The sequence below is a fragment of the Alkalihalobacillus sp. MEB130 genome (assembly GCF_032335535.1).
GTDB lineage: Bacteria > Bacillota > Bacilli > Bacillales > Bacillaceae_D > Halalkalibacter.
In genome coordinates this window covers 279,863-292,002 of the sequence record NZ_JAOANA010000002.1, presented here as the reverse complement: position 1 = coordinate 292,002, position 12,140 = coordinate 279,863, and the positions used below count along the sequence as shown (strand labels likewise).

Genomic DNA, 12,140 nt, shown 5'->3' with positions numbered 1-12,140 from the left:
AGTCTCATACTAGAGGAACTACTATCTGAAAAATTGTCTAATAAAAATGAATGTGAATTATGAGAGGAGTTAATGATTATGTCAAATGCAGTAACTGTACAAAATCTAAAAAACTTTATTGGTGGTCAGTGGGTTGAAGCGACTTCTGGAAAAACAGAAGCAGTACCAAACCCAGCAACAGGAGAAGTCATTGCGCATGTGCCACTTTCAAGCCGTGAAGATGTTGATCAAGCTGTTCAAAACTCAGCAGAGGCATTCAAAAAGTGGAGCAAGACTGCTGTACCTCGTCGTGCTCGTATTCTATTTAAATATCAACAATTATTAGTAGAAAACTGGGAAGAATTAGCTCGCCTAGTAACATTAGAAAATGGAAAAAGTTATGCTGAAGCTTACGGAGAAGTTCAACGTGGGATTGAATGTGTAGAATTTGCTGCAGGAGCTCCGACGCTTATGATGGGTAAGCAATTACCAGATATCGCTACAGGAGTTGAATCAGGAATGTACCGTTATCCAATTGGGGTTATTGGCGGAATTACACCATTTAACTTCCCAATGATGGTTCCTTGCTGGATGTTCCCACTTGCGATTGCTTGTGGAAATACATTTGTATTAAAGCCATCAGAGCGCACACCATTGCTTGCAAATCGTTTAGCTGAATTGTTCACTGAAGCTGGTCTTCCAAATGGTGTACTAAATATTGTTCATGGTGCACATGATGTTGTAAATGGTTTGCTAGAGCATCCAACAGTTAAAGCTATCTCATTTGTTGGTTCTCAACCAGTAGCAGAATACGTTTATAAAACAGCATCTGCACATGGTAAGCGTGTTCAAGCGTTAGCGGGTGCAAAAAACCACTCTATCGTTATGCCTGATGCCGATTTAGATGGTTCAGTTAACCAAATTATGAATGCGGCTTATGGTTCAGCTGGCGAAAGATGTATGGCTGCTGCAGTTGTTGTAACTGTTGGTGATGTGGCAGAACCATTCATGGAGAAACTAGTTGAAGCTGTTGATAAAATTACAATCGGTAACGGAATGGAAGAAGGAGTATTCTTAGGTCCTGTTATTCGTGATTCTCATAAAGCAAAAACAGTAGGTTACATTGAAAAGGGAGTAGAAGAAGGAGCAACATTGGTACGTGATGGACGTAACGATGAAGCAAGTTCAGGTGCTGGATACTTTGTTGGACCAACAATCTTTGATCATGTAAATACAGAAATGACGATCTGGAAAGAAGAGATTTTCGCTCCTGTACTATCGGTTGTTCGTGTAGACACATTAGAGGAAGCAATTGCATTAACAAATGAATCAGAATTTGCGAATGGCGCGTGTATTTATACAGATAGTGGAAGCGCAGTTCGTCAATTCCGTGAAGATATTGATGCAGGAATGCTAGGTGTAAACTTAGGAGTACCAGCTCCAATGGCGTTCTTCCCGTTCTCTGGTTATAAAAAATCATTCTACGGTGATTTACATGCAAACGGCACTGATGGTGTTGAATTCTATACTCGTAAGAAAATGCTAACTTCTCGTTGGTAATAAAAGTTGAGGTACTAAGGGTTTTTGCCCCTTAGTACCTCATTGCTTTTTAACATATGGAGTGATAACTTGAAAACGCACATTTCCAATAAAGAAAAAAATTTATTTCTAATTGTTTCATTTGCCATATGGTTTCCGCATTTTATCTATCTTCCTATTTTATCACCGTACATGGAGTTAATGGGTGGGACTTACATCTTTATAGGAATTGTTTTAAGTAGTTATGGTTTCATGCAATTTTTATTTAGATTGCCAATAGGAATGAGTTCTGACTTGTTAAAAATACGGAAGCCATTTATTGTTCTTGGTTTATTGATAGGCGCAGTAAGTTGCTTTATATTTGCCTTGACGGATAGTTTAGGTTGGATCCTTTTTGCTCGTTCTTTAGCTGGAATTGCTGCAGCAACGTGGGTAGTTTTTGCTGTTTTGTATTCTAGCTATTTTCTGGATAGTGAAGTTCATAAAGCAATGAGTGCGATTTCCTTTGTTGTTGTTTTGGCACAATTATTAGGAATGCTTTTCAGTGGATACCTTGTTAATGCTTGGGGGTGGGCAACTCCATTTTGGATTGGCGGGGTTGTAAGTCTAGTTGGTGCAGTACTTGCACTTTTCATTTTTGAACCGAAAGATTCTGGTCCGGAAACACCTGTAAACCTAAAAGCACTTACAGGTGTGATGAAAGATTCTCATCTTTTGAAAATATCGTTTTTATCCATTTTGGCTCATAGTATTATCTTTACTACTACGTTTGGTTTTATACCTAATTATGTAACGAGCATTGGTTTAGAAGCAAATGAGATTAGTTTAATTGTGTTTGCTTTTATGATTCCTCATGCAATAGCGACTCTTTTTATAGGAAAATGGATTGTACCTCACTTCGGAAAGTGGAGATCGTTAAAATATGCGTTTTTATTAGCTGCTATTTTTACGCTATTAACACCTTTTGTGGAATCAAAAGCATTGCTAATGATTGTCCAAGGAATTAATGGTTTTGCTCTTGGCTTGTTATTCCCACTATTATTAGGAATGTCAATTGAAACGATTTCACCAGAGAAAAGAGCAACTGCTATGGGTGTATACCAAGCATTATATGCAATTGGAATGTTTACTGGTCCACTTTTAGCGGGCGTTCTTAATTCGAATTTCGGAATCTCTGCTGGTTTTTATTTCACGGGGCTATTAGGATTAATTGCTTGTATGTTCATCGTTATATGGGAAAGTAAGAAAAAGCAACAATCCAAAAAAAGTTATAAGATGAGCAGTTAAACTCAAATGATAATGAGTTTGCTTTTAATTTGAGAGAAACCGATCACATCACATTAGATGAGATCGGTTTTTTATGTCACTTTACATCTGACATAAAGTGACATAGATCACAGCAGAAATGTCAGATTATTAGTAATATGAAAGCATAGCAACAAGATCTTTATAGAAAGTGAAATCAGGAGGAGATTCCTATGAGATTTAACATTCGTGGTGAAAATGTCGAAGTTACGAACGCAATTAGAGACTATATTATTAAAAAAGTAGAAAAGTTAGAAAAGTATTTTGATGGCATGATACAGGCCGAGGTACAAGTTAAGTTAAAAGTATATGATAAAGATACAAAAGTAGAAATAACGATTCCATTAAAGTCACTTGTTCTGCGAGCAGAAGAACAACATGAGAATATGTATGCTGCAATAGATCTTATTGTTGATAAATTAGAACGTCAAGTTCGGAAATATAAAACGAAAGTTAACCGTAAACCGCGTCAAGTAAAAGCGGTAAGAAAAATAGAGGACACATCGGTTTTGGTTCTTGAGCCAGAGGTTGATACATTTGATGAAGAACGTTTTGAAGTAGTTAGAACCAAAAAGTTCAATTTGAAACCTATGGATACAGAAGAAGCTATTTTGCAAATGAACATGTTAGGTCATCAATTTTTTGTTTACACAGAATCTGAATCTTTAGAGACTAATATTGTTTATCAAAGAAAAGATGGAAAGTATGCAGTGATTGAAATTCAATAAAGAACAAAGAGGTTGTCACTTCCATTCTTACCTTATGCAAGGAAGATATCGTATGTGCTATACAGAAACGCACACGTATATCAACTAAGCTTGGGGTAAGAACCTGTGACAACCTCTATTTGAGTGAGGGGCAAGGAGAGTTTTAATTTTTATTTTTTAGAATCTAGAGCCTTGCATTTGTTGTTCAGCCATTTGGACTAAACGTTTTGTAATCTCTCCACCGACAGAACCGTTTGCGCGAGCTGTTGTATCGGCTCCTAGTTGTACGCCGAACTCTTGAGCAATTTCAAGCTTCATTTGATCTAAAGCTTCTTCTACTCCTGGAACTAAAAGGTTGTTGCTGTTGTTGTTTTGTGCCATGTCTAATCACCTCTTTATTAGTTTCGAAGCTTATTATATGAGGTTTATTAAGGTTTATACATAAGTTAAACATAAATTGTATTTAACTGAAATGCGAAAGTATTCTAATTTCATTTTTTCTATAGCTTTTTTTATTTTTAGTTATTTTCTGAATGTTAGAATGGAATAATCCTCTAGCATTCGAAGGAATGATTCAGGATAAGATCCGGCATTCATTTCACAAAGAAAGGTAACTCTTTTTGTACCTGTACCAATTTAGAGAGAAAACGTGATAAAATATTATCAAGCACTATAATTAACTAAATGAAAACATAAGGTAAGAATAGAGAAAGAGCCATTTAGTTGCAATGTTAAGGAGGAAGGATATGTCATTTATAAGAACTGTTACAGGAATCTGGAAAAGCCATGAAGAAACGAGTGAGAAACCTAAATTGGAAGGTTTGAATACTCGGTATTATAAAAAAAGCCGTGAAGCAATGATTGAGATTATTAACAAGGTCATTAATCAAAATAAGCTTCCTAATTGGAAGGTGGCGAACATTGATGAAGAACGAGGAGAAGTTTCGCTGGAAAAGAAAGGGGTTGCATCTAGTGTGATGGTTGTAACCGTGTTTAAAATTAGCCCTATCAAGTCAGCTGTTGACGTGTATTGTTCGAAGCAAGGAGCGTTAGGGGATTTTGGCAGCAGTTATAAAAACATTCTACAATTTTTTAAAGCGCTTCACACAGAAGTACAACCAGAGGACAACCGTTAATCTTATATAGTCTGGCCCTTATCTGTATGGGTAGGGGGTCTCTTAATTTTAGTGTTGTTTTTCACGTAAGACTAGATTAAAATATAAATAATTCAGTTTATGAAAACGCTATCGTGATTGAAAGGCGTACTTCTTGCTAGCGGAAAGGAGAGTGCGATGGCGACCATTGAAGATGTGGCGAAACTTGCTGGATTATCAAGATCAACGGTTTCTAGGGTCATCAATAATCACCCATATGTCACAGAAAAGAAAAAACAATTAGTTTATGAAGCAATGAAGGAACTGGACTTTTTTCCAAATTCATCTGCACAACGTCTTAGAAAGCAAAAAACGGACACGATTGCAGTTCTTGTTCCAAGTCTTACAAATCCGTTCTTTCCTTTTTTAATTGAAGGGCTAGAAAACGTTGCTGTAGAAAATGGATTACAATTACTAATATGTCAAACGCACCAAAATAAAGACAAGGAACGAAACTATTTACAATTGTTACAAACGAAGCAAGTAGATGGGGTCATACTGACTTCACTAGAAAATGATTGGCATTCGATTGCTCCTTTTAAAGAGTCTGGTCCTATTATCATGTGTAACGAGTATAGGTCAGAAGCAAGCATTCCGGTCGTTCGTTTAAATCAAATAAAAGGTAGTTATTTAGGTGCGAAACATCTGATTGAACATGGCCATAAAAAGATTGCCTACTGTGGAAACGATAAAGGAGAGCTGGGTGCAGACCGTCAAAAAGGCTTTCGAGCAGCACTAGTTGAGAATAACATTGAAATAAGCGAGCAATGGATTTTTCGCGATGATCCTAGCATAGAAAATGGAAAAAGGATCTTAAAAGCGATTTTGGCCCTTGAAGACAAACCTACGGCCATTTTTGCGGGGAGTGACGAAGTAGCAGCTGGAATAATAAAGGAAGCAAAGCTACATGGTCTAACAATCCCTCATGATTTAGCCGTACTTGGCTTTGATGACTTGCCGATTGCTCAGTTGGTAGAACCATCTCTTACTACAGTAAGGCAACCAATTAAAGAGATGGGACAAAAGACAATGGAAGTCATGGTTTCAAGGTTAGCAAGTCAAGACCAAGAAGAAAATACGGTAATAGAACTACCGATTGAATTAATTGTAAGAGATTCCGTTTGATCTGGGATCGTTCCCACAATTTTACGTTGGATATGAGAACGATCTCATAAAAGGGGATTTTCCTGAATTGAAGTAATCTAGTTTTGAAAAGAAGACTGATGCAAGAAAAACATTAGAAGGAAAAAACTTGAGGAGGCAACACATATGTTACAGGTTACAGTATGGAATGAAAATCGTCATGAACAGAAAAATCCAGTGGTAAGTGAGATTTATCCTGAAGGGATTCATGGTACTATTGCCGGCTTTTTAAAAACAGATCAAGTGCAAGTGAAAACGGCTACACTTGATGAACCAGAGCACGGTTTAACAGAGGAAGTTCTCAGTTCTACAGATGTTTTAATTTGGTGGGGACATCTTGCACATGATGAAGTGGATGATGCTATTGTTGAAAAAGTAAAACAGAGAGTACTTGAGGGAATGGGACTGATTGTTCTTCATTCAGGGCATTTCTCTAAAATTTTTAAAACATTAATGGGAACAACATGCGATTTGAAATGGCGTGAAGCAAATGATAAAGAACGTCTTTGGATCATTGACCCAAGTCACCCGATTGTAGAAGGTATCGGAGAATACATTGAGCTAGAAGAAGAAGAAATGTACGGAGAACATTTTGATATTCCTGCACCAGAACAACTGATCATGATGAGTTGGTTTAGCGGAGGAGAAGTGTTCCGAAGTGGTTGTACGTATCAGAGAGGGAAAGGAAAAGTATTTTATTTCCGTCCAGGACATGAAACATACCCAACATATCACAATGAAGAGATTCAAAAAGTGATTAAAAATGCAGTTCAGTGGGCAAAACCAACAGATCGTAACATGCCAGTTTACGGAAATGCAAAACCATTAGAGAAAATCTAAATTAAATCGATAATAATAGGAGGAATATTAGATGAGTAAATTAAAAGTTGGAGTTATTGGTTGTGGAAGTATTGCAAAACATCGTCATTTACCGGAGTATGCTAACAATGCGGATGTAGAAATTGTTGCAGTTTGTGACATCGTAGAAGAACGAGTCCATGAATTCGCCAAACTTTATAGTGCAAAAGCCTATACAAATTATGAAGAACTAGTTGCTAATCCTGAGATCGATGCTGTGAGTGTATGTACACCAAACTATTTACATGCTCCTATTTCCATTGCAGCCTTGCAAGCAGGAAAACATGTTCTTTGTGAAAAGCCAATGGCAACCTCACGTGAGGATGCAGAGAAAATGATTGAAGCAGCAAACAAAAATAAGAAAAAATTAATGATTGCCCATAACCAACGCTTTGTTCCTTCTCATCAAAAAGCTAGAAAATTGATTGAAGCAGGAGAGGTAGGAAAAATTTATAGCTTCCGCACGGCATTTGGCCATGGAGGTCCAGAAGGTTGGAGTGCTGACGGATCAGATAGTTGGTTCTTTAAAAAAGAAGAAGCATTTATTGGTGCAATGGGGGACTTAGGGGTACATAAGACAGACCTCCTACGTTATATCCTTGGAGAGGAATTTGTAGAAGTAGGTGCTTTTATTGAAACAAGTGCCAAGAAAAATACAGATGTCGATGATACTGCTGTATGTGTATTAAAGACAGAAAGTGGCATCATTGGTACGTTAGCAGCTAGCTGGTCTTACGTAGCAAAAGAGGATAACTCAACAATTATTTACGGAGAAAATGCAATTTTGCGTTTGGAAGATGATCCTATTAATTCTCTAATTGTTCAATATAAAAACGGAGAAGTCGTAAAGTACGAGCTCGGCGGTATTCAAACAAATGAGGCTGGAGGACAAAATAATACCCAAGTGATTGACCAGTTTGTAAGTGCGATCGTACAAGATAAAGATGTCCCTGTTTCAGGAGAAGAAGGGATGAAATCGCTTCAAGTCGTGTTGGCTGCTTTAGAGTCAAATGAAACAAAAAGAATTACTAGTTTGTAGTAAGGGAGTTTGTTATGCAAAAACTAAAAATGGGAATTATTGGTGCAGGCGGGATTGCTCAAGATCGACACATTCCCGCTTACCAACTTATTTCAGATAAAGTAAGCATTGAAGCCGTTTGTGATGTGAATATGGCTACAGCTCAATCAGTTGCAGAAAAGTTTGGCATTCCAAAAGTCTATACGGACTACTCGGAACTTTTTAGTGAAGTAGACGCTATAACGATTTGCACACCAAATAAATTTCATGCTGAAATCACAATTGCTGCGCTTGAAGCAGGTGTTCATGTTCTATGTGAAAAGCCAATGGCTATGACGACAAAGGAATGTGAAGCAATGATTGAAGCAGCAAATGAATCAGGAAAAGTCTTATCAATTGGCTATCATTACCGTTTTATGAAAGAATCACAAGCTGCAAAGAAGGTTATTGTGGAGCAAGAAATTGGCGAACCGATTGTGGCAAGAGCACAAGCGTTAAGACGTCGAAAAGTTCCAGGATGGGGGGTTTTTACAAATAAAGAACTTCAAGGTGGAGGAAGTTTAATTGACTGGGGTTGTCACTTTCTAGATTTATCACTTTGGTTACTTGGAAATCCAAAACCCGTTCAAGTAATGGGAAAGGCATATAACCATCTTAGTAAAATGCCAGGACAAGTAAATCAATGGGGGAGTTTTGACCATGAGACATTTAATGTAGATGACCATGTTACAGCGTATATCACGTTTGATAACGGGGCGTCGATGTTATTTGAAACATCATGGGCAGCTAATATAAAAGAAGATGTTGAGCATATTAGCATTTCTGGGTTGCAAGGAGGAATTGATGTATTTCCGTTTGAACTCAATCAAGCAAAACATGGAATGTTACTGAACAGTCAGGCAAATTGGATTCCTGGTGACGAGGATCCCGGCCTCATCCAAGTTAGAAATTTTGCGAATGCTTGTTTAGGGGAAGAAGAGCTTATTGTCAAACCGGAAGAGGCCATGCAAGTGTCGCAAATTATCGATGCCATTTACGAAAGCAGTCAAACTGGTCAAAGCGTAAAAATAGATAACAGGGAGGACTTTGTATGAAAGTAGGCGTATTTACTGTTTTATTTTCTCAAAAGAATTTTGAAGAAATGCTAGATTATGTGAAAGCTGCAGGCGTAAAGGCAGTTGAAATTGGTACTGGGGGTTACCCTGGTAATGCCCACTGTGACATAGATAACCTTCTAGAAAGTGAAGAGTTACGGAAGGAATATATCGAAAAAGTTACATCTCGAGGGTTAGAAATTAGCGCTTTTAGTTGTCATGGGAACCCTATTTCACCAGATGAGAGCTTTGCAAAAGAGTCACATGATGCATTGGTAAAATCAATCAAGCTAGCTAGTTTAATGGGAGTACCAGTTGTTAACTGTTTTTCTGGAACAGCTGGAGATCATGAGGGAGCGAAATACCCAAATTGGCCTGTTACCCCTTGGCCAAATGAATATAGTGATATATTAAAGTGGCAATGGGAAGAGAAACTTATTCCTTATTGGAAAGAATGGGGACAGTTCGCGAAAGATCATAATGTGAAAATTGGATTAGAGCTTCATGGAGGTTTCTTAGTTCATACTCCATATACGTTGTTAAAACTAAGAGAAGAAACATGTGATGCAATTGGGGCGAATCTTGACCCTAGTCATTTATGGTGGCAAGGAATTGATCCTGTCGCGGCTATTAAAATTTTAGGAAAAGAAAATGCGATTCATCATTTCCATGCTAAAGATACGTACATTGATCAAGATAATGTGAATATGTATGGTTTAATTGATATGCAGCCATATGGAGAAGTGCAAACAAGAGCTTGGACGTTCCGTTCTGTTGGTTGTGGTCATAGCATTCAAGAATGGTCGGATATGATTAGTGCTCTACGTACGTATGGTTATGATTATGTTGTAAGTATTGAACATGAAGATCCAATCATGTCGATTGAAGAAGGTTTTGCAAGAGCGGTGAAAAATCTGAATTCTGTCGTTATAACAGAAAAGCCATCCGACATGTGGTGGGTATAAACCAATCAGAAAGACAAGGATACTATAAGAGAGGAGTTGTAAATGGCAACTCCTTAATATGGTATCCTTTTGCAGCAAAGCATGCGAAAAAAGCATTTATTATAGTTCGCAACAAATTTAACTATATTGTGATACGATAATGCTATCGGTTACATTAAATTAAGTGAGATAGGGATGGATACTAGTGGAAAACAAATGGTTGGTTGGTGTAGATATTGGTGGTACAACGATAAAAATGGCTTTCCTAAATCAAGAAGGTCACCTTGTGGCGAAGTGGGAAATTGCAACGAATATAAAGGAAAATGGGCAACATATTCCTAAGGAGATTGCCCAATCAATAGACGAAAAATTAGTGGAATTAAACGAAGTGAAAGATAAATTAATAGGAATTGGAATAGGTGCACCAGGCCCTGTAGATTTTGCAACTGGCTCTATTGAAGTAGCGGTAAATTTGGGGTGGACTGACTTTCCTCTAAAAGAGTTACTTGAAAAAGAAAGTGGCTTACCAGTGACGGTTGATAACGATGCTAACATTGCTGCTCTTGGCGAGATGTGGACAGGTGCTGGGGAAGGATCCAATGATTTAATTTTCGTTACATTAGGAACGGGCGTCGGAGGTGGCGTGATTTCTAATGGTAAAATTGTCCACGGAATGAACGGTGCTGGAGGAGAAATAGGACATATTACTTCTATAATAGAAGGTGGAGCAAGATGTAACTGTGGCAAAAACGGATGCTTAGAAACGATAGCATCGGCAACAGGTATTGTCAGACTCGCTGTAGAGGAGCTAAAAAGGTCGAATGAGGCTAGTCAGCTAAGAGACTATTATAATGAAAACAATACTGTCACAGCTAAGCTAGTGCTTGATGCTGCTAAAGAAAATGATGATGTTGCGAAAAGAGTCATGGAGTTTGTAACATTACACTTAGGACTTGCGTTAGCTAATTTAGCTAATGGGCTTAATCCAGAGAAAATCGTAATTGGAGGGGGCGTTTCTAAGGCAGGAAGTACGTTATTAAACCCGATCAAAGAACAATTTTCTCGATTCGCTTTTCCTAAAGTGTTAGGTGCTGAGATAACAATTGCCACATTAGGAAATGACGCTGGAGTTATTGGTGGCGCTTGGTTAGCGAAAACAAAACTAGGTACAAAATAAAAAAACGTATAGAAAACATCCCCTCACCGAGTTAATATAGGTGAGGGGATGTTTTGGTTATTCATTAAATTCTTTCTTCGCTTTCTGCATCGAAGAAGTGCGTTTTGTTCATATCAAACGCCAGCTCAATTTGTTGGCCCATTTTCACATCAGAACGAGCATCAATACGCGCGATGAAATCTTGGGTGTCTACTTTGGAATAAAGGTAAGATTCTGCTCCAAGTAATTCTGATACTTCGACTGTAGCTGTGAACTTAGACTCTGGTGATGCTTCTAGGAATAATAATTCATCGTGAACATCCTCCGGGCGAACACCAAAGATAACTTCTTTATTACTATAGCCTTTTTCTTTTAACGTTTTGAATTTGCCTTCAGGAACTTTTAATTGTACATCTCCCATTTTAAAGTAACCATTTTCTGAAAGTGTTCCTTTAAAGAAGTTCATAGCTGGAGATCCAATGAATCCGCCTACAAATACATTGTCTGGGTTGTCGTACACTTCTTTTGGTGTACCAACTTGTTGAATAATACCATCTTTCATAATGACGATACGCGAGGCCATTGTCATTGCTTCCGTTTGGTCATGAGTTACATAGATTGTTGTCGTTTGTAAGCGTTTGTGTAATTTTGTAATTTCTGCACGCATTTGTACACGAAGCTTAGCATCTAAGTTAGATAATGGCTCATCCATTAAGAAAACTTGAGGATCACGAACGATTGCTCGTCCTAAAGCAACACGTTGACGTTGACCACCAGACATTGCCTTTGGCTTACGATCAAGCATTTCCGTTAAGCCAAGAATCTTTGCTGCATCTTTAACTCTTCTATCAATTTCATCTTTTTTAAATTTTCGTAGTTTTAAACCAAAAGCCATATTATCATATACGTTCATATGCGGGTATAGTGCATAGTTTTGGAAAACCATCGCTATGTCACGATCTTTTGGAGCTACATCATTTACTCGGCGATCACCAATGTAAAGGTCTCCTTTTGAAATATCTTCAAGTCCTGCAATCATACGTAATGTTGTTGACTTACCACAACCTGATGGACCAACAAACACTACAAATTCTTTATCTTTAATATGCAAATTGAAGTCAGTTACTGCTGTAACATCCCCCTCATAAATCTTGTAAACGTTATCTAAACGAATTTCACCCATGTCAATCTCTCCTTTAATTTAAATCTTTAATATGGTCTAAGTGTAACTTTTGTAACCGTT

12 protein-coding genes are annotated in these 12,140 nt (G+C 37.7%); 10 read left to right on the top strand and 2 right to left on the bottom strand.

Going from position 1 to position 12,140, the window contains the following annotated elements:
• Window positions 1–78 precede the first annotated feature (78 nt).
• The 3 genes from N0O92_RS03260 (at window position 79) to hpf (ending at window position 3,551) form a co-directional block, all read left to right on the top strand.
• A complete protein-coding gene (locus N0O92_RS03260; protein WP_315613170.1) occupies window positions 79–1,539 on the top strand; it encodes a CoA-acylating methylmalonate-semialdehyde dehydrogenase in 1,461 nt (486 codons plus the stop codon).
• A 69-nt stretch (window positions 1,540–1,608) separates the two neighbouring features.
• Window positions 1,609–2,805: an MFS transporter gene (locus N0O92_RS03255; protein WP_315613169.1), complete on the top strand. Its 1,197-nt coding sequence runs from the start codon at window positions 1,609–1,611 to the stop codon at window positions 2,803–2,805.
• A gap of 191 nt (window positions 2,806–2,996) precedes the next feature.
• Window positions 2,997–3,551, top strand: a complete 555-nt coding sequence (hpf, locus tag N0O92_RS03250) for a ribosome hibernation-promoting factor, HPF/YfiA family (RefSeq protein ID WP_315613168.1) — start codon at window positions 2,997–2,999, stop codon at window positions 3,549–3,551.
• Between the two features lie 156 nt (window positions 3,552–3,707).
• Here hpf and N0O92_RS03245 read toward each other — a convergent pair whose 3' ends face one another.
• On the bottom strand, window positions 3,708–3,911 hold the full coding sequence (locus N0O92_RS03245) for an alpha/beta-type small acid-soluble spore protein (protein WP_315613167.1): 204 nt from the start codon (window positions 3,909–3,911) through the stop codon (window positions 3,708–3,710).
• A 365-nt stretch (window positions 3,912–4,276) separates the two neighbouring features.
• On the opposite strand from N0O92_RS03245, the gene N0O92_RS03240 reads away from it, so the two are divergent.
• The 7 genes from N0O92_RS03240 to N0O92_RS03210 all read left to right on the top strand — a co-directional run bounded on the left by N0O92_RS03240 (window position 4,277) and on the right by N0O92_RS03210 (window position 10,918).
• Window positions 4,277–4,666 (top strand): hypothetical protein, encoded by a 390-nt coding sequence (locus tag N0O92_RS03240; protein ID WP_315613166.1) that lies wholly within the window; start codon window positions 4,277–4,279, stop codon window positions 4,664–4,666.
• 156 nt (window positions 4,667–4,822) lie between these two features.
• Complete coding sequence (locus N0O92_RS03235) at window positions 4,823–5,809, top strand: LacI family DNA-binding transcriptional regulator (RefSeq protein ID WP_315613165.1); 987 nt, start codon at window positions 4,823–4,825, stop codon at window positions 5,807–5,809.
• A 144-nt stretch (window positions 5,810–5,953) separates the two neighbouring features.
• Complete coding sequence (locus N0O92_RS03230; RefSeq protein WP_315613164.1) at window positions 5,954–6,667, top strand: ThuA domain-containing protein; 714 nt, start codon at window positions 5,954–5,956, stop codon at window positions 6,665–6,667.
• Between the two features lie 31 nt (window positions 6,668–6,698).
• The gene (locus tag N0O92_RS03225; RefSeq protein ID WP_315613163.1) at window positions 6,699–7,724 is read left to right on the top strand and encodes a Gfo/Idh/MocA family protein; all 1,026 of its coding nucleotides are present in this window, start codon (window positions 6,699–6,701) and stop codon (window positions 7,722–7,724) included.
• A 14-nt stretch (window positions 7,725–7,738) separates the two neighbouring features.
• On the top strand, window positions 7,739–8,797 hold the full coding sequence (locus tag N0O92_RS03220; protein ID WP_315613162.1) for a Gfo/Idh/MocA family protein: 1,059 nt from the start codon (window positions 7,739–7,741) through the stop codon (window positions 8,795–8,797).
• Entirely contained in the window at window positions 8,794–9,762 is a 969-nt protein-coding gene (locus N0O92_RS03215; protein ID WP_315613161.1) for a sugar phosphate isomerase/epimerase family protein, read from the top strand. Before N0O92_RS03220 ends, N0O92_RS03215 begins: the two co-directional genes overlap by 4 nt.
• A 184-nt stretch (window positions 9,763–9,946) precedes the next feature.
• Window positions 9,947–10,918 (top strand): ROK family glucokinase, encoded by a 972-nt coding sequence (locus N0O92_RS03210; RefSeq protein ID WP_315613160.1) that lies wholly within the window; start codon window positions 9,947–9,949, stop codon window positions 10,916–10,918.
• Window positions 10,919–10,982: 64 nt separating this feature from the next.
• On the opposite strand, the gene N0O92_RS03205 is transcribed toward N0O92_RS03210, so the two are convergent.
• Window positions 10,983–12,080, bottom strand: coding sequence for an ABC transporter ATP-binding protein (locus N0O92_RS03205; protein WP_315613159.1), 1,098 nt, complete (start codon window positions 12,078–12,080; stop codon window positions 10,983–10,985).
• Window positions 12,081–12,140 lie beyond the last annotated feature (60 nt).